The sequence below is a fragment of the Streptomyces melanogenes genome (assembly GCF_014649795.1).
Classification (GTDB): Bacteria; Actinomycetota; Actinomycetes; order Streptomycetales; family Streptomycetaceae; genus Streptomyces; species Streptomyces noboritoensis.
Genome location: NZ_BMTS01000003.1, coordinates 198,962 through 219,692 on the forward strand (window position 1 = coordinate 198,962; position 20,731 = coordinate 219,692).

19 protein-coding genes are annotated in these 20,731 nt (G+C 72.5%); 8 read left to right on the top strand and 11 right to left on the bottom strand.

Going from position 1 to position 20,731, the window contains the following annotated elements; genetic code table 11:
• Nucleotides 1–3 precede the first annotated feature (3 nt).
• The 4 genes from efeO to IE252_RS07990 all read right to left on the bottom strand — a co-directional run bounded on the left by efeO (nucleotide 4) and on the right by IE252_RS07990 (nucleotide 4,362).
• Nucleotides 4–1,146 carry an iron uptake system protein EfeO gene (efeO, locus tag IE252_RS07975; RefSeq protein ID WP_190088603.1) on the bottom strand — a complete coding sequence of 381 codons (1,143 nt, stop codon included), beginning with the start codon at nucleotides 1,144–1,146 and terminating at the stop codon, nucleotides 4–6.
• A 167-nt stretch (nucleotides 1,147–1,313) separates the two neighbouring features.
• Entirely contained in the window at nucleotides 1,314–2,261 is a 948-nt protein-coding gene (locus tag IE252_RS07980) for a heme ABC transporter ATP-binding protein (protein ID WP_190088604.1), read from the bottom strand.
• Nucleotides 2,258–3,313, bottom strand: coding sequence for a FecCD family ABC transporter permease (locus tag IE252_RS07985; protein ID WP_229848161.1), 1,056 nt, complete (start codon nucleotides 3,311–3,313; stop codon nucleotides 2,258–2,260). The genes IE252_RS07980 and IE252_RS07985 overlap by 4 nt, the downstream gene beginning before the upstream one ends.
• A gap of 32 nt (nucleotides 3,314–3,345) precedes the next feature.
• Nucleotides 3,346–4,362 carry a heme/hemin ABC transporter substrate-binding protein gene (locus IE252_RS07990; protein ID WP_373298521.1) on the bottom strand — a complete coding sequence of 339 codons (1,017 nt, stop codon included), beginning with the start codon at nucleotides 4,360–4,362 and terminating at the stop codon, nucleotides 3,346–3,348.
• Nucleotides 4,363–4,460: 98 nt separating this feature from the next.
• On the opposite strand from IE252_RS07990, the gene IE252_RS07995 reads away from it, so the two are divergent.
• From IE252_RS07995 to IE252_RS08005, 3 genes are all read left to right on the top strand, one after another.
• Nucleotides 4,461–5,918, top strand: coding sequence for an HtaA domain-containing protein (locus tag IE252_RS07995; protein WP_190088606.1), 1,458 nt, complete (start codon nucleotides 4,461–4,463; stop codon nucleotides 5,916–5,918).
• 46 nt (nucleotides 5,919–5,964) lie between these two features.
• Complete coding sequence (locus IE252_RS08000; RefSeq protein WP_190088607.1) at nucleotides 5,965–7,422, top strand: HtaA domain-containing protein; 1,458 nt, start codon at nucleotides 5,965–5,967, stop codon at nucleotides 7,420–7,422.
• 73 nt (nucleotides 7,423–7,495) lie between these two features.
• A complete protein-coding gene (locus tag IE252_RS08005; protein WP_190088608.1) occupies nucleotides 7,496–8,173 on the top strand; it encodes a PhzF family phenazine biosynthesis protein in 678 nt (225 codons plus the stop codon).
• Nucleotides 8,174–8,265: 92 nt separating this feature from the next.
• Here IE252_RS08005 and IE252_RS08010 read toward each other — a convergent pair whose 3' ends face one another.
• The gene (locus tag IE252_RS08010) at nucleotides 8,266–8,916 is read right to left on the bottom strand and encodes a biliverdin-producing heme oxygenase (protein ID WP_190088609.1); all 651 of its coding nucleotides are present in this window, start codon (nucleotides 8,914–8,916) and stop codon (nucleotides 8,266–8,268) included.
• A 167-nt stretch (nucleotides 8,917–9,083) separates the two neighbouring features.
• The gene (gene map, locus IE252_RS08015) at nucleotides 9,084–9,941 is read right to left on the bottom strand and encodes a type I methionyl aminopeptidase (RefSeq protein ID WP_190088610.1); all 858 of its coding nucleotides are present in this window, start codon (nucleotides 9,939–9,941) and stop codon (nucleotides 9,084–9,086) included.
• Between the two features lie 78 nt (nucleotides 9,942–10,019).
• Here map and IE252_RS08020 point away from each other — a divergent pair, with 78 nt between their 5' ends.
• Nucleotides 10,020–10,244, top strand: coding sequence for a hypothetical protein (locus IE252_RS08020; RefSeq protein ID WP_190088611.1), 225 nt, complete (start codon nucleotides 10,020–10,022; stop codon nucleotides 10,242–10,244).
• 185 nt (nucleotides 10,245–10,429) lie between these two features.
• Here IE252_RS08020 and IE252_RS08025 read toward each other — a convergent pair whose 3' ends face one another.
• Nucleotides 10,430–11,032, bottom strand: coding sequence for a hypothetical protein (locus IE252_RS08025; RefSeq protein ID WP_190088612.1), 603 nt, complete (start codon nucleotides 11,030–11,032; stop codon nucleotides 10,430–10,432).
• Between the two features lie 119 nt (nucleotides 11,033–11,151).
• Here IE252_RS08025 and npdG point away from each other — a divergent pair, with 119 nt between their 5' ends.
• Nucleotides 11,152–11,865 carry an NADPH-dependent F420 reductase gene (gene npdG / locus IE252_RS08030; protein WP_190088613.1) on the top strand — a complete coding sequence of 238 codons (714 nt, stop codon included), beginning with the start codon at nucleotides 11,152–11,154 and terminating at the stop codon, nucleotides 11,863–11,865.
• Between the two features lie 66 nt (nucleotides 11,866–11,931).
• Nucleotides 11,932–12,120, top strand: a complete 189-nt coding sequence (locus IE252_RS08035) for a hypothetical protein (protein ID WP_190088614.1) — start codon at nucleotides 11,932–11,934, stop codon at nucleotides 12,118–12,120.
• On the opposite strand, the gene IE252_RS08040 is transcribed toward IE252_RS08035, so the two are convergent.
• The gene (locus tag IE252_RS08040; RefSeq protein WP_190088615.1) at nucleotides 12,110–12,910 is read right to left on the bottom strand and encodes a site-2 protease family protein; all 801 of its coding nucleotides are present in this window, start codon (nucleotides 12,908–12,910) and stop codon (nucleotides 12,110–12,112) included. The genes IE252_RS08035 and IE252_RS08040 overlap by 11 nt on opposite strands.
• 167 nt (nucleotides 12,911–13,077) lie before the next feature.
• On the opposite strand from IE252_RS08040, the gene IE252_RS08045 reads away from it, so the two are divergent.
• Nucleotides 13,078–16,395 carry an AfsR/SARP family transcriptional regulator gene (locus IE252_RS08045; protein ID WP_190088616.1) on the top strand — a complete coding sequence of 1,106 codons (3,318 nt, stop codon included), beginning with the start codon at nucleotides 13,078–13,080 and terminating at the stop codon, nucleotides 16,393–16,395.
• A 25-nt stretch (nucleotides 16,396–16,420) separates the two neighbouring features.
• Here IE252_RS08045 and IE252_RS08050 read toward each other — a convergent pair whose 3' ends face one another.
• The 3 genes from IE252_RS08050 to panB all read right to left on the bottom strand — a co-directional run bounded on the left by IE252_RS08050 (nucleotide 16,421) and on the right by panB (nucleotide 19,381).
• On the bottom strand, nucleotides 16,421–17,272 hold the full coding sequence (locus IE252_RS08050; protein ID WP_190088617.1) for an ABC transporter permease: 852 nt from the start codon (nucleotides 17,270–17,272) through the stop codon (nucleotides 16,421–16,423).
• On the bottom strand, nucleotides 17,269–18,294 hold the full coding sequence (locus IE252_RS08055; protein ID WP_190088618.1) for an ATP-binding cassette domain-containing protein: 1,026 nt from the start codon (nucleotides 18,292–18,294) through the stop codon (nucleotides 17,269–17,271). The genes IE252_RS08050 and IE252_RS08055 overlap by 4 nt, the downstream gene beginning before the upstream one ends.
• Before the next feature lie 208 nt (nucleotides 18,295–18,502).
• Nucleotides 18,503–19,381, bottom strand: coding sequence for a 3-methyl-2-oxobutanoate hydroxymethyltransferase (panB, locus tag IE252_RS08060; RefSeq protein WP_190088619.1), 879 nt, complete (start codon nucleotides 19,379–19,381; stop codon nucleotides 18,503–18,505).
• A 303-nt stretch (nucleotides 19,382–19,684) separates the two neighbouring features.
• On the opposite strand from panB, the gene IE252_RS08065 reads away from it, so the two are divergent.
• Nucleotides 19,685–20,707 (top strand): endonuclease/exonuclease/phosphatase family protein, encoded by a 1,023-nt coding sequence (locus IE252_RS08065; RefSeq protein ID WP_190088620.1) that lies wholly within the window; start codon nucleotides 19,685–19,687, stop codon nucleotides 20,705–20,707.
• Nucleotides 20,708–20,731: the final 24 nt, after the last annotated feature.

Genomic DNA, 20,731 nt, shown 5'->3' on the forward strand with positions numbered 1-20,731 from the left:
GTGTTACTTGGCGACGGCCGCGGCGAGCTTGGAGAGCGGCTCGCCCAGCGCGTTCACCCCGTCGGACAGCTGCTTGCGGTCGCTCTCGCCGACCTTGTCGTACGAGGTGAAGTCGTACGAGTTCTTGTCGGCGCGGTACTTGTCGAGCTGGGCCTCGATCGCCGCGAACTGCTTGTCGAGCTCGGTGGCCAGCGCCGGGTCGTTCTTCGCGGCGACCGGCTTGAGCAGCTCGTACGCCTTCTGCGCGCCCTCGACGTTGGCCTTGAAGTCGACCAGGTCGGTGTGGCTGTAGCGCTCTTCCTCACCGGTGATCTTGTTGCGGGCGACCTCGTCCAGGAGCTCCTTGGCGCCGTTGGCCATGGAGGTCGGGGTGATCTCGGCGGTGCCGACGCGCTTCTGCCAGTCGGCGATGTCCGTGGAGAGCTGGACGCCCAGCTTCTTCTCCTCGTCGCCGATCTTCCCGTCCTTCCACAGCGCCTTCTCCAGGCGGTGCCAGCCGGTCCACGTCTGGCCCTTCTCCAGGCCGTCCTCGCGCACGTCCGTCTTCGGGTCGATGTCGCCGAAGGACTCCGCGACCGGCTCGGTGCGCTCCCAGCCGATGCGCGAGGGCGCGTACGCATTCTTGGCGCCCTCGACGTCACCGGCGGCGATGGCGTCGGTGAAGGTCTTCAGCTTGGGCAGGGTGTCGTCGGCCTGCTGCTGCACATAGGTGCGGTAGGCGGCGACGGCCGCGTCCAGCTTCGGGTCGCGCTTGGGGGTCTGGCCGCCGCCGGTGACGGTGACCTTCTGGCGGATGCCGCTGCCCTTCATGCCGGGCTTGCAGGCGACCTCGTAGGAGCCGGCCTTCACCTCGGCGGTGAGGTTCTGCTTGGTGCCCGGGCCGATGTTCTCGCGCTCGGCGACGATCCGGTCGTCCGGGAAGAGCAGATAGACCTCGGTGATCTTGGAGCCCTTGTTCTCGATGGAGAACTGCACGTGGCCGGCCGCGAACTCGGTCTTCGACAGCTTGCAGGCGTCGTCGGAGGCGGTGACCTGGATGGCACCGTCGGCGCTCTTGGAGTCGCTCTTCGACGAGCAGCCCGTGACGGCGGCCAGCGCCGCGACGGTCGTGGCGGCGGTGACTACGGAGAGACGGACGGCTCGCATGCGGGCTCCACACTGGTTTCGGTCAGGGGGGTGAGGCGGACCTAACTTAACCGAGGCTTACCTGACCGATACCCATCGGGTCAGTGATTCAGCTCTCACCTCGCACCGCCTCTCGGCCGTCGATAACAGGCCAATCACAGGAAAGTCATGGTCGGGTCAAGGATCGGTCAAGCGGCGCTGCGTGGACCATGATCCACCGGTTTTGCCCCCGGCTCACACGCCTGCGCGTGGCTGATTTCTTGCGCCCCCGCACGCTTCTTTGCGCCCCCGTGACTCCGTACGGGCTCCCGTTTGGGCACCACCAGCGGAACCCCGGTCTCCGGGTGCGGGAAGACCTCCACCGGCTGCCGGTAGACCCGGCTCAGCAACTCCTCGCGGAACACCTCGGCGGGCGCCCCCTCGGCCGCCACCGCCCCGGCGTGCAGCACGGCGACCCGGTCCGCGTACGCCGCCGCGAGCCCCAGGTCGTGCAGGACGACCACCACGGCGTCCCCCGCCCCGGCCCGCTCCCGGCACAGCCGCAGCACCAGCTCCTGGTGGCGCAGGTCGAGTGCGGCGGTCGGCTCGTCGAGCAGCAGCACCGGGGCGCGCTGGGCCAGCACCCGGGCCAGCGCCACCCGGGCGCGCTCGCCGCCGGAGAGCGCGGCGTACGGGCGGTCGGCGAAGGGGGCGACCTCGGTGGCCGCCATGGCCGCCGCGACCACGGCGTCGTCCTCGTCCTCCCCTGCCGTCCCCGCCCAGGGCGCCCGCCCCATCCGCACCACCTCCTCGACCGGGAAGGGGAAGGAGAGCGCGGCGGACTGGGGGAGCACCGCGCGGCGCAGCGCCAGGTCGCCCGGGGACCAGTCGGCGAGCGACCGCCCGGCGATCCGCACCTCGCCCCCGCAGACCGCGAGGTCCCCGGCGAGCGTCCCCAGCAGGGTCGACTTGCCCGCGCCGTTCGGCCCCACCAGCGCGAGCACCTCCCCGGCGCGGGCCCGGACGGACACCCCGTCGAGCACCGTCCGCCCGCCGAGGCGCACCCGCAGCCCGCGCGCCTCGGCCAGAATCTCGCCCGGGGCGGCGGGACCGGGCACGCTCCTGCGCCGCGCAGCCGTGATCGGTACGAACCTCATGCCCAGCCACCTTGTCCACGACGGGTCCTGCGCAGCAGCCAGAAGAAGAACGGGCTGCCGATGAGTGCGGTGAGCACGCCGAGGGGGAGTTCGGCGGGCGCGGCGGCGGTCCGGGCCGCGAGGTCGCCCGCGACCAGCACGACCGCCCCGCCGAGCGCGCTCGCGGGCACCAGGAACCGGTGCCCGGGCCCGGCCGCCATCCGCAGCAGATGCGGCACGAGCAGCCCGACGAACGTGATCACCCCCGCCACCGCGACGGCGGCCGCCGTCAGCAGCGCGACCACCAGGACGAGCACCATCCGCAGCCGCTCCACGTCCACGCCCAGATGCCGGGCCGGGCGCTCGCCGAGCGCGAGCAGGTCCAGCTTGCGGGCGTAGAAGGGGGCGACGGCCAGGCCGACCGCCGCGCACGGCAGCACGGCCAGCACCTTGGGCCAGGTGGCTTGGGCCAGTGAACCGAGCTGCCAGAACGTGATCTGGGAGAGCTGCGCGCTGTCCGCGAAGAAGACGAACAGGCCGATGAGCGCCCCCGCGAAGGCGTTCACGGCGATGCCCGTGAGGATCAGCGTGACCACTTCCGTACGGCCGCCCGAGCGGGACAGGGCGTACACGAGCAGCACGGTGACGAGCCCGGCGGCGAACGCGCAGAGCGTCACGGTCCAGTTGCCCAGGAAGCTCAGCCCGAGCGCGATCGAACCGGCCGCGCCGACCGCCGCGCCCGAGGAGATCCCGATGACGCCGGGCTCGGCGAGCGGATTGCCGAACACGCCCTGGGTGAGCGCCCCCGCGCAGCCGAGCGAGGCCCCGACGAGCAGGGCGAGGACGACCCGGGGCAGCCGGACGTTCCAGAGCACGCTCTCACCGACCCGGTCGAGCGGCCGCCCGCCGAGCCCCGCCCGGTGGCGGACCGAGCCGAGTACGTCGGAGAGGGGGATGTGGTACGCCCCGAGCCCGGCGGAGAGCAGGGCGAGCACCAGCAGAGCGGCGGTCAGGGCGACGGTGAGGGTCCAAGTGGCGTTGGAGCGGCGGGCCTTCGCGACGGGTTCGCGCACCTCGGCGGGAGCCTCCGTGATGGGGGAGGCCGTCACTTGGTGCCCTTGTACAGCTGGTCCACCAGCGACTTGAGGACCTGGTCGGTGCGGGGGCCGTAGTTGAGGAGCACGCCGTCGTCGATGGAGACGATCCGGCGGTCGAGCCCGGCCGGGGTCTGGGCGACGCCCGGGATCTTCAGCAGCCCGTCGACCCCGCCGACTGACTCAAGCCCCTTGCGCATCACGAGGATCGCGTCGGGTGCGGCTTTCACCAGGGCCTCGCTGGTGAGCGGGGTGAAGTCCTTGCGCAGCCCCGACTCCGCGCCCGCGTCGGCCGCGCCCGCCGCCGCCAGGAGCGAGGGGGCGCCCGAGTCGGCGCCGCCGAGCAGATAGACGGCGGCCGAGCCGCGCAGATAGAGGAAGGCGACGCGCGGCTTCCTGCCGTCCGGCGCGGCAGGAACGCCCTTGCGCACGGCCGAGATCCGCTGTTCGGTCCGGGCGACGAGCTTCTGGCCCGCCCCCGGTACGCCCAGGGCCCCGGCCACGGTCGTGATGCGGCGGCCCACGTCGGTGAGGCTCTTGGCGGGGGCGACCACCACGAGCGGGATCCCGGCGGCGCGGATCTGGCTGATCGCCTCGGCGGGTCCCGTCTCCGTGTCGGCGAGGACGAGCGTCGGCTTCAGGGAGAGCACGCTCTCGGCCGAGACGTCGTGGGCGCGGGTCATCACCGGCAGTTTCGCGGCCTGTTCGAAGGTGGCGGTGATGTCCCGGGCGACGACGTGCCCGCCCAGGCCGAGCGAGAAGACGATCTCGTTGAGCGAGCCGGTGAGCGGCACGATCCGGTCGGCGGAGGCCACTTCGACGCGTCGGCCGTCGGCCGAGTCGACCGTGGCGGGCAGGTGCGGCGCCGCGATGTCCCGGGCGGCGAGCGGCTCGGCGCGGTCGGCCGAGGCGGCCGGGGCGGGCCCGTCGCCTTTCGCGTCGCCGGTGCCGCAGCCCGTGAGGGCGAGCAGGGAGATCAGTGCGCCCGTGAGTAGTCGTGTCGTGCGGGTCGTTCGCACCGGGTGCACCGTCCTGTCGTCTGTGGATGGATCAGGGTGTGGCCTATTGACCAGGGGTTAGCTTAGGTTAGCCTTACCTAAGTCGCCAGCCCTTGAAGGGGTTCGTCATGCTGCCGTCCCGCTCCCTCGTGTCCGCCCTGCTCGCGGCCGTCCTCGGCGCCCTGCTCGTCCCGGTGGGCACGGCGCAGGCGGCGGAACGGACCGTGCGCGGCGGCCGGCTCGACTGGGGCGTCCGCTCCTCCTTCCAGAGTTACGTCACCGGCCCGGTGGCACACGGGAGTTGGAGCCTGCTCGGCGGGGCCGCCACGGTCGGCGCGAGCCGGTTCCGGTTCCACTCGGCGGCGGGCTCGTACGACCCGGGCGGCGGGGCGCTCGACGCGGCCTTCTCCGGCGGGGTCCGCTTCACCGGACACCCCAAGGCCGACGGCTCGTACGAGCTCGATCTGACCATCGCCCGCCCCACCGTCCGCATCTCCGGCGGCCGGGGCGCGCTCTTCGCCGACATGACCAGCCGGGCGAAAGGCACGGGCAAGGTCACCACGGCGAGCCAGGTGCCGCTCGCCGCGCTGTCCCTGGGCGGCGTCGACATGCGGGGTGGGGGGTCGCCCGTGGCGTTCACGGACGTCCCGGCGACGCTGACCTCGCAGGGGGCCGCGGCGTTCGCCGGGTACTACCCGGCCGGGACCGCGCTCGATCCGGTGAGCCTGTCGGTGGACACGCGCGCGGCCGAGGCGCCGACGCCTTCGTCTCCGGCGCCCTCCCGTACTGCGGGCGCCGGATTCGTGGACGCGGCCGTCGACTGGGGTGTGCGGCGGACCTTCCGGGAGTACGTCACGGGGTCGGTCGCCCAGGGCGGCTGGACGCTGTCGGGCGGGGCCCAGGACGGTGGCGCGCTGTTCAGGTTCCCGCGCGGGCACGGCTCGTACGACGAGGAGAAGGGCACGCTCGACGCCTCGTTCGCGGGGGCGGCCCGCTTTACGGGCGCCCACTTCGCGCTCACGCTCGACCGGATCGCGGTCAAGGTGGCGGACGGCCGGGGCACGCTGTCCTCGGCCGGACGCCCCCTGATCACCTTCGCGGTGGGCCGATTCGCCCCGCGCGATGGCCTGGTGGCCGTGTCGGAGGCGCCCGCGACGCTGACGGCTTCGGGGGCGGAGGTGTTCGGCGGGATGTACCCGGCGGGTACGGCCATGGACCCGGTGTCGCTCGCCGTGGCGGTGGAGGGGGCGGCTCGGCTGCCGGAGCTGCCGGACGTGGGCAGCGGGGTTTCGGCTGCGCCGTCGCCTTCGCCGGTTGCCCGGCCGGATGCCGCCGCCCCCTCGTCCTCGTCGGACCACGGGCGGTTGTACCTCGGGCTCGTGGGAGCGGGGTTGCTCGTGGCGGTGGCGGTCGCCTTCGCGGTGCTGCGCTGGAGGCGTCGTTCTTCGACTGCGGGCCGTCCCCAACTGGTCGCGCAGTTCCCCGCGCCCCTAGAGGCATCCGGGGATGCGACGAGTAGCCCCACACACCAGGGAGGTGCGACCGCAGCTACTGCCGACAACGGCAGCGATGCCACTCAGAACTGACTGACCGTTTCCACGCCTGATTCATTCATCAAGGAGTCACCTGACCATGTCCGTCACCTCCCGTCTTCCCCGCTCCAGCGCCCGTACGACGGCCATCGCCGTCGTCTGTGCGGCCACTGCCGCCACCGTGTTGTCCGCCGTTCCCGCCCACGCCGCGGCGAAAGTCGAGCTGAAGGGGGCCACGTTCGACTGGGGGTTCAAGGAGAGCTTCCGCCGGTATGTCGGGGCGGGGGGCATCACGGTCGCGGACGGGGCCAAGCAGGCTGCCGGGAACGGGGTGTTCACGTTCGTGGACGGTGCGGGTACGTACGACACCTCCACGCACGCCAGTGCCACGGCCTTCAAGGGGAGCGTCCGGTTCTCGGCGCACGGCGGTGTGCTCGACATCAAACTGTCCGATCTGAAGGTGACGACGACCACCACGACCGGGGTCATCACCGCCGACGTGACCACCAAGGACGGCGGCAAGGACAAGACCGCCGACGACGTGCCGCTCGCCGACCTCGACCTGTCGCAGGTGAAGCCGTCCCAGGGCGCCGCGATGACCTTCAAGGACATCCCGGCCACGCTCACCGAGCAGGGCGCCGCCGCGTTCAACGGCAACTACAAGAAGGGGGAGAAGCTGGATCCGGCGACGCTGACGTTCCCGATGGGCGGCGGCGAGCCCACCAAGCCGACTCCGACCGCGCCGGCCCCGACGAAGCCGACGCCCACCAAGCCCGCCCCGGCCACCCCCACCGCTCCCACCCCCACCTCCGACAAAGTCGTGAAGGCCAAGCTCAGCTGGGGGCTCAAGCAGTCGTGGCGCTCGTACATCGCGAGCGGCGGCAACACCACCGTCTCCGAGGGCGCGACCGCCGCCAAGGACTCCTTCGGGTTCCCGCTCGACAAGGGCGAGTTGAAGGCCGATGCCCGTAAAGTGAACGCCTCCTTCAAGGGCAACGTCCGCTTCACCTACGCGGCCCACGGCAACCTCGACCTCGCCTTCGGTGCCGTACGGATAGCGGCGTCCGGTGCCAAGGGCGCCCTGTACGTCGACGCCACCACGCCCCAAGGAGTCAAGCGGAACGTCGAGTTCGCCTCCCTCGACCTCTCCCGGGCCGACTTCACGGCCCGCAAGGACGTGGTGCGGCTGAACGCCGTGCCGGCGGCCTTCACCGCCGACGGCGCCGCCGTCTTCGCCCGACCCGGCGAGCAGTCCCAGTACAAGGCGGGGGAGGCCATCGACCCGGTCACGGTCGTGCTGGGCCTGAGCGAGAGCGCGGACCTGGACACCGCCGGTGACACGGCGACGACGAGCGGCGGTGGCGGTACGGCTGGTGGAACGGGCACCTCCGGGGCCGCCGCCGCCACCGTCGGCGGCTCGACCGGTGGCGGTGCCCTCGCCGCCACCGGCTCCTCCGCCCCGACCGGGCCGCTGCTCGGCGCGGCGGGCGCGATCGCGGTGACGGGGGCGGCCGCCGTGTACGCGGCCCGCCGCCGGACCGCACTCGGCCGCGCCTGACCCGACCCGCGGGGCCGCACCTTTTCCGAAGGGTGCGGCCCTGCGGCCGTCGCGGGTGTTGTTGAATGCCGGGGTGACGGAAAACGGCGCACCCGGCGTGCTCATCGACGTACTCAGGGTCTTCTGCGGCCCCGACGGCCGCCACGGCAACGCCCTCGGCGTGGTGCGCGAGGGCTCCGCGCTGCCCGACGAGGCGGCCCGGCAGGCGCTGGCCAAGGAACTCGGCTTCAGCGAGACGGTGTTCGTGGACGACCCCGAGCGGGGCGCCGTCGACATCTACACGCCCGGCCTGCGGCTCCCGTTCGCGGGTCATCCGCTGGTCGGGGTGGCGTGGCTGCTCGACATCGACGTACTGGAACTGGCCGTGGGCGACGTCTTCGCGCGCCAGGACGGCGAGTTCACCTGGATCACCGCCCACCCGGAGTGGGCCCCGCCGCGCACCCTGCGGCAGTACGCCTCGGCCGCCGAGGTGGACGCCCTGGACGTGCCCGAGCCGGGGGAGTGGGTCTACGCCTGGGGCTGGGAGGACGAGGCCGCCGGCCGCGTACGGGCCAGGGCGTTCCCGGGCCGGGGCGACGGAATCGACGAGGACGAGGCAACGGGCGCGGCGGCCCTCCTCCTCACGGCCCAACTGGGCCGAGCCCTCAACATCACCCAGGGCAGGGGCTCCCAACTCCTCACGGCCCCGGGCCCGGACGAGACGATAGAACTGGGCGGCAGGGTCCGTTTGGAGGGCCCGAAGGGCCTCTAAGGGGCGCGGGGCTGTGACATTTGCGGCTCCGCCGCGTGGGCACGCCCAGCCGCAACGGACCCGCAGACGAAAACCGGGCCCAAAACGGCGCGCTACGCGCTGAGCGGGAATTCCTCTCCCAACTCCCGGAACACCGCCGTGTTCAGCGCGAACGCCCGCCGACACTCCTCCACCACCCGCTGCTTCTCCAGCTCATCCACATCCACCGCATCCAGCAACTCCCGATACCCCCGCTTGAACGCGGCCGGGTTGGAAATCGCCTCGAACACGTAGAACCGGACACCGTCGCCCTTGCGGGCGAACCCCCACGTCCTCTCCGCCCGGTCACGGATGATCTGCCCACCGGAGAGGTCACCGAGGTACCGCGTGTAGTGGTGCGCCACGTACCCCGCGGGCCAGGTCACCGCACACTCCCGCACCCGCGCCGCGTACGCCCGCGTCGAGGGGAGCGGGACCGCGCCCCGCTGCCAGCCCTCGCCCCGCAGGTGCGTGAGGTCCCGCTCCAGCTCGGCCGTACGCATCAGCTCGGGCCGTATGAACGGACCCGCCACGGGGTCGTTCCGCAGTGCGCCCGCGCCCTCCTCCAGGGCCTGGTACACGAACCACAGCTGCTCGGTGTACCGGGTGTACGCGTCGACGCCGAGCCGCCCGCCGAGCAGGGCGCTCATGAAGCCGGAGTTCTCCGCCTCGGTGTGCTGTTCGTGCGACGCCGTGCGGATGAGGGTGGAGAAGGGCGTGTCCAAGGCGTGCCTCCGGGGACCGAGGGGGACGGGAACCAGCGCTGATCGGCACGGCACAGCGGCAGCACCGATCCCGCTACTTAGGCTTACCTAACTACTTAGGCTTACCTAAGTCAACTGGTTCCCGACGGCCTGTCGGTAAACATGTACCCCCGGAGACGGGGAATCGATCACGGCAGCGTGAGGATTTCCGCGCCCGTCTCCGTCACCACCAGCGTGTGCTCGAACTGGGCGGTCCGCTTGCGGTCGCGGGTGACGACCGTCCAGCCGTCCTCCCACATGTCGTACTCGTGCGTCCCCAGCGTCAGCATCGGCTCGATCGTGAAGGTCATCCCCGGCTTGATCACGGTGGTGGCGTGCGGCGCGTCGTAGTGCGGCACGATCAGGCCGGAGTGGAAGGCCGTGCTGATGCCGTGCCCGGTGAAGTCGCGCACGACGCCGTAGTCGAACCGCTTGGCGTACGACTCGATGACGCGGCCGATGATGTTGATCTGGCGGCCGGGCTTGACGGCCTTGATGGCGCGGTTGAGCGACTCCCGGGTCCGCTCGACCAGGAGCTTCGACTCCTCGTCGACGTCGCCGCAGAAGTAGGTGGCGTTGTTGTCGCCGTGGACGCCGCCGATGTACGCGGTGACGTCGAGGTTCACGATGTCGCCGTCGTTCAGCACGGTGGAGTCCGGGATCCCGTGGCAGATGACCTCGTTGACCGAGCTGCACAGGGACTTCGGGAAGCCGCGGTACCCGAGCGTCGAGGGGTACGCGCCGTGGTCACACATGTACTCGTGCGCGACCCGGTCGAGCTCGTCGGTGGTCACGCCGGGCGCGATGAGCTTGGCGGCCTCCTCCATCGCGCGGGCGGCGATGCGCCCCGCGACCCGCATGAGCTCAATCGTTTCGGCGGACTGCACCTCGGGGCCGGTGTACGGCGTGGGCATGGGCTTCCCGACGTACTCGGGGCGTCGGATGTTCCCCGGGACGGAGCGGGTGGGAGAAAGCTCCCCTGGTACGAGCAGCGACTGGGCGGACATGCCGGCGAGTCTATCGAGCCGTGTTGGGGCAGCATGGTCGAGAAGGTCCGGAGCACGGGCCGGGGAAGGAGCTTCCGCATGGCCCTGTTCAAGAAGCGCACGGTCGGCAAGCCGGGCGAGTGGTACTACTGCCTGGTCCACCAGAAGGTCGAGGAGGGCCCGGAGTGCCCGGCGAAGGACCGCTTCGGTCCGTACGGGTCCCGCGAGGAGGCCCAGCACGCGATGGAGACGGCGCAGGAGCGGAATCTCGAGTGGGACACGGACCCGAAGTGGCACGACAAGCAGCCGGAAACGGGGGACTGAGGTTCGGCCCGGGGTTCGTCTGCGGACCGTGGGTGGCTGGTCGCGCAGTTCCCCGCGCCCCTAAATGCGCCCCTTCGGGCCGCCCAGGGGATTGCCCCGGAGCGGCATTCTCAGGGGCGCGGGGAACTGCGCGACCAGCCCGCCACCGGCCCGCAGGCGAAAACGGGGCCCGGGGCGAAGCCCCCTCACCACCTCGCCGGTGGCGGGGAAGTCAGCTGGTCCGCCAAGCGGGAGAGGCGGTCGCGGAACCCCCGTCGCCCCCGCTGCACCGGCCCCCCGTTCTCCCCCACCGCCGCACTCACCAGATGCTGCACCGTGTCCAGGTCCACCTCCGCCCCCGGCGGCACCGTAAGGGACTCGTGGACCAGGCCCCGCACCTCCGCGTCGCCCCCGTCGAGCGCCAGCACTCGCGCCCCGGCCCGCCGGGCGTCGTGGACCCGCTCCAGGAGGCCGTCGTCCGGGCGCTCGGGGGCCACCACGAGCAGCGTCTCGCCCCGGCCGGCCGCCGTCAGGCGCCCGAGCCCCACGGACAGGTGCGGGCCGCGGCCCGGCTCGACCCGGTGGCGTACGAGCGTGGGCGTGAGCTCGGGGACCCCCGACCACGCGGCCTCGTCGGTGAGGTGCGCCGCCAGGTGCCACGGCTCGTACGCCTCGGTCCCCACCAGCAGCAGCCCCCCGCCGTTCGGCACCACCGACCCCCGCAGCACCCCCGCGAACCGGCGGGTGCCCCGCAGCCACTCGGTCCCCGCGAGGACTTCCCGCAACAGTGCGACGCGTACGGCATCCATGGCCCGGCATCCTGCCGCACCGCGCGCCCCGGCGGGCCTGGGCGGTCACTCCTCACCCGAACGGGAGCAGGCGCACCAGGGGTCTACCTCCCAGTAGGGCCCGGCGTAAGGTCGGCTCCATGACTTCCACTGACAGCGCCGCGAACACCCCGAAGCCCGCCGCCAAGGACCCCTGGGACCTGCCCGACGTCTCCGGCCTGGTCGTCGGCGTGCTCGGTGGCACGGGCGACCAGGGCCGCGGGCTCGCCTACCGGCTGGCCCGGGCGGGCCAGAAGGTGATCATCGGCTCGCGGGCCGCCGAGCGCGCCCGGGCCGCCGCCGACGAGCTGGGCCTCGGGGTGGAGGGCGCGGACAACGCCGAGTGCGCGCGCCGCAGCGACATCGTGATCGTCGCGGTGCCGTGGGACGGGCACGCCAAGACCCTTGAGGCGCTGCGCGAGGAGCTCGCGGGCAAGCTCGTCGTCGACTGCGTCAACCCGCTCGGCTTCGACAAGAAGGGCGCGTACGCCCTCAAGCCCGAGGAGGGCAGCGCCGCCGAGCAGGCCGCCGCCCTGCTGCCGGACTCGCGGGTCACCGCCGCCTTCCACCACCTCTCGGCCGTGCTCCTCCAGGACGCCTCGGTCGAGGAGATCGACACCGATGTGATGGTGCTCGGCGAGAGCCGCGCCGACACCGACCTGGTGCAGGCGCTGGCCGCCCGTATCCCCGGCATGCGCGGCGTCTTCGCGGGCCGTCTGCGCAACGCCCACCAGGTGGAGTCGCTCGTCGCCAACCTGATCTCGGTGAACCGCCGCTACAAGGCGCACGCCGGGCTGCGCGTGACCGACGTGTAGGTCCGCCCGGGGCATGGGGGACACTGGACGGGCATCAGCGCCGTACCCGGACAGGAGCCGACCCCCATGCCCCGCCTCGCTCTGTACGCCCTCGTCGTCTGCGCCCTCGCGGTCGCCGCCGCTGTGGTCTCCTTCGTCCAGGGCAACTGGACCGGCGTCGTCTGGATCCTGCTCGCCGGGCTCTCCTCCAACATGGCCTGGTACTACCTGCGCAAGGCGAAGCTCGACGCGCGGCGGGCCGCCGTCAGCCGGTGAGCGACGGGATGTCCGGGGTGCCCTGCCAGAAGCGGTAGAGGCGCTGGCCCCAGTAGGTGTCCCACTCGGTGACGCCGAGCCCGCGCAGGATCGAGTGGATCGCGTCGAAGAACACGCTGTTCACCGACGGCAGCCACAGGAACGCGAAGACCGCGAGCAGCCCGAAGGGCGCGAACGGCTCGATCTGGCGGCGGATCCCGTGCGACAGCCACGGCTCGATCACCCCGTACCCGTCCAGGCCCGGGACCGGCAGGAAGTTCAGGATCGCCGCCGTCACCTGGAGCAGCGCCAGGAACGCCAGCGCGTACCGGAACCCGGCGGGCACACCGTCCAGCGCGTGCAGCCAGAACGGGGCCGTGCAGACCACCGCGAACAGCACGTTGGTGAGCGGGCCCGCCGCCGCGATCAGGCTGTGCTTCCAGCGGCCCCGGATGCGGCCGTGCTCGATGAAGACGGCACCGCCGGGCAGACCGATACCGCCCATGATCACGAAGATGACCGGCAGCACGATCGACAGCATCGCGTGCGTATACTTCAGCGGGTTGAGCGTCAGATAGCCCTTGGCGCCCACCGAGATGTCGCCGCCGTGCAGCGCGGTGCGGGCGTGCGCGTACTCGTGCAGGCACAGGGAGACGATCCAGGCGCCCGTCACGAAGAGGAAGACGGCGAAGCCCGGCGCGCTGGAGAACCCCGTCCACACCGCCCATCCGGCGACCGCGGTGACGGCGGCGATCCCCAGGAAGACCGGGCTGATCCTCCGGTCGCTGCGGCGCGAGGTGGCGGTGGCCATGTGCGGGGCTCCCGGGGTGGAGGTGCGGTCGGACGGCCCCGACCGTACAGGTGATACCCCGAGAACGTCCGGCGATCCCGTACGAGTTCCACCCCCGGTCACCGGCGCTTGGCCGGGAGTTGGCGGGCGGGGGCACGGGGGCGCCGCCCGTCACGGAGAATGGGGCCGTGCGCTACCGGATTATCGGCACCACCCAGCTGTTGAACCCCGATGGAACGGCGGTCGCCGTCGGCGGGGCGCGGCTGCGCGCCCTGTTGACGGTGCTCGCCCTGCGCCCCGGCCGTACGGTCCCGGTCGGCCTCCTCGTCGACGAGGTGTGGAACGGCGAGCCGCCCGCCGACGCGGCCGGTGCGCTCCAGGCGCTGGTCGGGCGGCTGCGGCGGGCGGTGGGGCACACCGCGATCGCCTCGGTGGAGGGCGGCGGCTACCGCCTGGACGCCGAGCCGGACGACATCGACCTGTACCGCTTCGAGCGGCTGGCCGGGGACGGGACCCGCACCCTGGAGCAGGGCGACCCGGCGAAGGCCCTGACCCGGCTCGACGACGCGCTCGCGCTGTGGACCGGGCCGGTCCTGGCCGATCTGCCCGACCGGAGTGCCGAAGCGGCCCGCTGGGAGGCCCGCCGCCTCGACGCCCGCCGGGCCCGCCTCGCCGCCGCCCTGGCGCTCGGCCGGGCCGACGAGGTGCTGTCCGAGCTGGCCGCGCTCTGCGCCGCCCACCCGCTGGACGAGCCGCTGCACGCCCTGCGCATCCGCGCCCTGCGCGCGGCGGGCCGCACGGCCGAGGCCCTCGCCGCGTACGAGGACGTCCGCCGCACCCTCGCCGACCGCCTCGGCGCCGACCCGGGCCCGGAACTGCGGGCGCTGCACGGGGAGTTGCTGCACACGCCGGACGCGCCCGCCGCCGAGGCGCCGCCCGCCCGTCCCGCCGCGCCCGGCAATCTGCGCGCCCGGCTCACCTCCTTCGTCGGGCGCGAGGCGGACATCGAGGCGATCCGGGGCGACCTGGGCGGCGCCCGTCTGGTGACGCTGCTCGGGCCCGGCGGCGCCGGGAAGACCCGACTCTCCCAGGAGGCCGCCGAGGCCGTCGGCGCGGCCGGGGACGGCTGGCCCGACGGGGTGTGGCTGGCCGAGCTCGCCCCGGTCGCCGACCCGGCGGCCGTGCCCGCCGCCGTCCTCACCTCGGTCGGCGCCCGCGAGACCGTGCTGCACGGCGCCGGCGCCGAGGAGCTGCGGGCCGCCGACCGCACCGGCGGCGACCCGCTCGTCCACCTCGCCGCGCACTGCGAGCGCCGCCGGATGCTGCTGCTCCTGGACAACTGCGAGCACGTGATCGACGCCGCCGCCGCGCTCGCGGAGTATCTGCTGGCCCGCTGCCCGGGGCTGACCATCCTGGCCACCAGCCGGGAGCCGCTGGGCGTGCCGGGTGAGCTGGTGCGGCCGGTGGAACCGCTGCCGGGGCCGGTGGCGCTGCGGCTGCTCGCCGACCGGGGCGCGGCGGCCCGGCCGGGCTTCCGGGTGGCGGACGACCCGGGGGCGGCCGCCGAGATCTGCCGCCGCCTGGACGGTCTGCCGCTGGCGGTGGAGCTCGCCGCCGCCCGCCTCCGCATGTTGACACCCCGTCAGATCGCGGACCGGCTCGACGACCGGTTCCGCCTGCTGACCAGCGGCAGCCGGACCGTACTGCCGCGCCAGCAGACCCTGCGCGCGGTCGTCGACTGGTCCTGGGACCTCCTTGAGGAGCCGGAGCGCACGGTCCTGCGCCGGCTCTCCGTCTTCGCGGGCGGCTGCGTCCTCGCGGCGGCGGAGGAGGTCTGCGCGGACGGCCCGGCCGGTGTCGCCGCCCTGGACGTCGCCGCGCTGCTCGGCTCCCTGGTCGACAAGTCGCTGGTCGTCGCCGCGCCCGGGGACGGCGGCGAGATGCGCTACCGGCTCCTGGAGACCGTCGGCGAGTACGCGGGGGAGCGGCTCGACGACGCCGGGGACCGGGCCGCCACCGAGCGCCGCCACCTGGTGCACTACCGCGAGCTGGCCCGGACCACCGACCCCGAGCTGCGCGGCCGCGGCCAGCGCGCCGCGGTCGAGCTCCTGGAGCGGGAGTACGAGAACCTGCGCACCGCGCTGCGCCGGGCCGTCGACCTCGCCGACGAGCACGAGGTGCTCTGCCTGGTGCACGCGCTCGGCTCGTACTGGCACATGCGCGATCTGCGCGGCGAGTCCCGCCGCTGGTCCCAGGAGGCCGCGAGCCTCGGCCCCGACCCGTTCGCGCCGCCCGCCGAGCCCGCGCCGCCGGTCCACCCGCGCTGCACCGACAGCCCGCCGCCGATGGAGCCCGAGGTGCTCCAGGAGGCCCGGCGCGGGGTGCGGCTGTTCCTGCTCGCCTCCATGGACCACGCGAGCGACAACTGGACGACGCCCGAGGCGCGGGAGTACCTGCGCACCATCGTGGGCGTCTACCGGCCGGGGCTGCCGCAGACCTGCCGGATGCCCGGCGCGCTCTGGTTCTTCCCGGTGATCCTGATCAGCGACTCGGGCAAGCTCAAGGAGCTCCTCGACGCGACCGTGGTGGCCTGCGAGGAGTTCGGTTACGAGTGGGAGCTCGCCAACGCCCTCCAGATGCGGGCCAACGTGCTCGCCAACCGCAGCGACTGGGCCGGCGAGGCCACCCGCGACGCCGACGCGGGCCTGGCCATCTTCCGGCGCCTGGGCGACGACTGGGGCGCCGCCGAGGCGCTCTCCGCACGCGGCGAGGCCCGCGAGCGGCGCGGCGAGTACGCACTGGCGGCCGAGGACTACGCCGAGGCCGTGCGGTTCGCCGAACGGCTCGGCGCCCAGGCGCAGGTCTCGCTCCTGAAGGCGCGGCTGGCGTCGGTGCTGATCGAGACCGGCCAGGGCGAGCGCGGCGAGGCGATGCTGCGCGAGATCCTCGCCGCGGGCCGTCAGGCGGGGTACGAGGCGCAGCCCGCCGCCCGGCTGTTCCTGTCGATGTGGCTGGGCCGCACCGACCGGATCCCGGAGGCGCGGGAGCAGATCGTGCTGATGCTGGAGGAGTTCAAGTCGAGCAACCTCTCGCTCTTCGAGGGCTTCGTGATAGGCATCCGGGCCTGGCTGGAGAACCTGGAGGGCGCCTACGACAAGGGCCTGGTCGACGCCCGCGCCGCGCTGGCCCGGGGCGTGGAGCCGATGTCCCAGATGGTCGCGCCCCAGATGGTTCCGGTGCATCTGCTCTCCGTCGCCTGGGCGTGGGCCGGTCTCACGCAACCCGGCACCGCGACCGCCGCCGACGCGGCGCGGCTGGTCGGCGCGCACGACGCCCTGCTGCCGTCGGTCCACTTCGCCACGCCCATGGAGGTGGAGCAGCGGGCGACGGTGGAGGCGCTGGTCCGCTCGCGGCTCGACGACGCCGCCTACGAGGCCGCGTACGCCGAGGGCGGCGGCCTCTCCCTGGAGGAGGCCGCCGCCCTGGCACAACGCGACCGGGACTGATGTCAGGCCTGATGGCCCGTCAGGATCACGTCCGCTTGCGGAACTTGGCGACCGCCAGCGGGGCCGTGATCGCGGTGATCGCGACCGCCCAGCCCATGGTCATCAGCGCCGAGTGGGCGACCGGACCGCCGTTGACCAGGTTGCGGGCGGCGTCCGCGAGGTTGGAGAGCGGGTTGTAGTCCGTGAAGGTCTGCAGCCAGCCCGGCATCGTGGTCGGCTTCGCGAAGATCGACGAGCCGAACTGCAGCGGCATCAGCACCAGCATCGCCACTCCCTGGACGGCCTGGGCCGTCTTCATGGTGAGACCGAGCAGGATGAAGATCCACATCAGCGAGGCGCCGAACACCAGCGACAGACCGACCGCCGCGAGCAGTTCGAGCACCGAGGTGTGGATGGACAGGCCGAGGATGAAGCCCATGATCAGCAGGATCGAGGTGGCGACCATCATGCGGCCGATCTCGACCACGATCTTGGCGATCAGGACCGACGACCGGGCGATCGGCATGGTCCGGAACCGGTCCATGACGCCCTTCTTGAAGTCGTCGTTGATGCCGGTGCCGACGGCCATCGCGATGTTCAGGCCCTGCATCGCCATCAGGCCCGGGATCAGGTAGTTGACGTACTCGCCCTGGTTGCCCTTGCCGGAGACGGCGCCGCCGAACACGTACACGAACAGCAGGGTGAAGATGATCGGCATGAACACGGCGTCGAACATCGACTCCGGGTCCTGCTTGATCTGGAGCGCGTTGCGGCGCACCAGGGCGCCTATGTGGCGCAGATTGGCGCGCGGGCCGATCCGGCCGTCGGCGTCCATGACGGGCGGGCGGATGCCGGTCGGCGCCTTCGTGGGGGCCTCGGCGGTGGTGGCGGTGCTCATGCCGCGACCTCCTGGATCTCGTCGTCGCTCTCGGACTCCTGGAGGGTGGGCTTCTGGCCGGTGATGGCCAGGAACACCTCGTCCAGGCTGGGCAGGTGGGTGCCTATGTGGGCGATGCCGAAGCCGCGGGCGCCCAGCAGGCCGACCACCGCGGTCAGCTGCTCGTCGCTGAGGATCGGCACGTTCAGCAGGCCCTCGTCGGGGACCGCCTGGGTGCCGGAGACCCCGTCCAGACCGGCCTCGGCGATGGCGCGGGCCATCGCGCCCAGCTGACCCGGGTCGGTGGGCCGGATCTGCAGGGTGCGGCCGCCGACCTTCGCCTTCAGCTCGTTGATGCCGCCGTTGGCGATGACCTTGCCGCGGTCGATGACGGTGAGCTGGTTGGCCAGCTGCTCGGCCTCTTCCATGTACTGGGTGGTGAGCAGCACGGTGGCGCCCTCGGCCACCATCCGCTGGACCTCGTCCCACACCTCGTTGCGGGTGCGCGGGTCGAGACCGGTGGTCGGCTCGTCCAGGTAGAGCACGGCCGGGTTGCCGATCATGGAGGCCGCGAGGTCGAGGCGGCGGCGCATGCCTCCCGAGTAGTTCATCGCGGGCCGCTTGGCGGCCTCGGTGAGCGAGAACCGCTCCAGGAGCTCGTCGGCGCGGGCCCGGGCGTCCTTGCGGGACAGATCGAGCAGCCGCCCGATCATGTACAGGTTCTCCCAGCCCGACAGCTTCTCGTCCACCGAGGCGTACTGCCCGGTGAGGCCTATGGTGCGGCGCAGCTGGCGGGGCTGCTTCACCACGTCGTACCCGGCGACGGTGGCGGTGCCGGCGTCCGGCACGATCAGGGTGGACAGGCAGCGGACGAGGGTGGTCTTGCCGGCGCCGTTGGGGCCCAGGACTCCGAGGACCGTGCCCTCGCGGACGTCCAGGTCCACGCCGTCCAGCGCCTTGGTGTCGCCGAAGTGCTTCACCAGCCCCCGCACCGTGACGGCGTTGGCCGCGCCGCCTTCGGGGTTGTTGTCGATTCGCGTCATGCCCCAAAGGTGCCAGGCCCCACCGACAATCCACCGACAGCGCACCTACAGGGACCGATACCGCGCCGACAGAGACGTCGTGCCGAGCTCCGAAGGCGGCTGCGGACCGTGGGTGGCTGAGCGCGCAGTTCCCCGCGCCCCTAGGTGTTTAGGGGCGCGGGGAACTGCGCGAGCAACCCACCACGGTCCGCAGCCAACGAACTACCCACTAGTGGAAGGTGTGCTCCTCCGCAGGGAACGCCCCGCCGACGACTTCCCCGGCAAACTCCTTGGCTGCGTCCGCCAGGACACTCCGTACGTCGGCGTACTGCTTGGTGAACCGCGGCACCTTCCCCCCGGTGAGCCCCACCATGTCCGTGTACACCAGCACCTGCGCGTCGCAGTCGACACCCGCCCCGATCCCCACCGTGGGGATGTGCAGCGAGCGCGTGATCTCCGCCGCGACCTCCGCCGGGACGAGTTCGAGCACCACGGCGAACGCGCCCGCGGACTCCGCCGCCTTCGCGTCGCGCAGCAGCTGGTGCGCGGCCTCGTCGGAGCGGCCCTGCACCCGGTAGCCCATGGCGTTCACGGACTGCGGGGTCAGGCCCAGGTGGGACATGACCGGGATGCCGGACTGCACCAGCAGCTCGGTCTGGGGCAGCGAGCGCTCGCCGCCCTCCAGCTTGACCGCCCCGACGCCCGTCTCCTTGATCAGGCGGGTGGCGCTGCGCAGCGCCTGCACCGGGCCCTCCTGGTAGGTGCCGAACGGCAGGTCCGCGACGACGAGGGCGCGCTTGGTGCCCCGTACGACGGCGGCGGACAGCATGGCGATCTCGTCGAGCGTGACCGGGACGGTCGTCTCGTAGCCCAGGTGGACGTTGCCCATCGAGTCGCCCACGAGGAGCACCGGGATCCCGGCCTCGTCGAAGACGGACGCGGTCATCGCGTCGTACGCGGTGAGCATGGGCCACTTCTCGCCCCGGGCCTTGGCGGCGGCGATGTCGTGGATCGTGACGCGGCGCGTGGACTTGCCCCCGTACAGCGCCTTGCTGCTGTCGGAACGTTCTCCGGGCGGATTCTGCGCAGCCTTAAGTTGTTGCGTCATCGCAACGGCTCCTGTTCGTCATCTCGAAGCGCCCTGACGGCGTCTCCGGACCACTTCCATGGTGGCATCCCACCCCCGCCGACGGGAAGTGGGTGCCTCAGTCACGCAAATACATGACCTTTAAACCATCTACCTGGCAAATATGCGCGTTTTGTCACAGCCACCCCTCAGCCGTGACCCGCTGGAACCCCGCACGGCGCCCCATCGTCATCGAGGCAGTACGGGGACAGGGAAAGCCGCCCTCCATCGCCTAGGGTCATCGAGGCGGCGGAGTGCGAACGGCAAGGCAGTGAGGACGACGGTATGACGCGGGCGTACGTGGCGGAGACGGGGAACGGCAGCGCGGAGGGCGAGCGCTCCGGATCCCGGGTCCGGCGCCTGCTCGACGGCTGGAAGGGGGATCCCGGCATCTGGCGGCGGGGTCTGGTCCTGGCCGGGCTCGCGGTGCTGATCGCCCTGGTCATGCTGGTCCACGCCAAGATCCCCAACCGGATCGGCAACCTGGGCAGTCTCACGGAAACCTTCCTGCCGTGGCTCGGCCTGTTCGTCCCGGTGCTCCTCGGCCTCGCCCTGTGGCGCCGCTCGGCGACCGCGCTGATCGCCCTGGTCCTCCCGGCGGTGGTCTGGCTCAATCTCTTCGGCGGGCTGCTCACCGACAAGGAGAGCAAGGGCGGCAACCTGGTCGTCGCCACGCACAACGTGAACGCCGACAACCCCGACCCGGCCGGCACCGCCCGCAAGCTCATCGCCTCCGGCGCCGACGTCCTCGCCCTGGAGGAGCTGCCCGGCAGCGCGGTCGGCGCGTACGAGAGGGCGCTGGCCGGGACCTATCCGCACCACTCGGTGCAGGGGACCGTGGGCCTGTGGTCGAAGTTCCCGCTGAGCGAGGCCGAGCCGGTCGACATCAGGCTGGGCTGGACCCGGGCCATGCGGGCCACCGTGAACGCGCCCGCGGGCCAGGTGAAGGTGTACGTGGCGCACATGCCCTCGGTCCGGGTGAAGCTCAGCGCCGGGTTCACCGCGCGCCAGCGGGACGCCAGCGCGGACGCCCTGGGCGACGCGATCGCGAGCGACCCGCTGAAGAAGGTGGTCCTGCTCGGCGACCTCAACGGCACCATGAACGACCGCGCCCTGAACAACATCACCTCGCAGATGCGCTCCACCCAGGGCGCGGCGGGCAACGGCTTCGGCTTCACCTGGCCCGCGGCGTTCCCGATGGCCCGGATCGACCAGATCATGGTCAAGGGCGTCGAGCCGAAGTCCTCCTGGACCCTCGGCCGCACCCCCAGCGACCACCTGCCGATCGCGGCCCGGCTGAAGATCTGAGGCCGGGGGGCGCGGGGCCGGGGC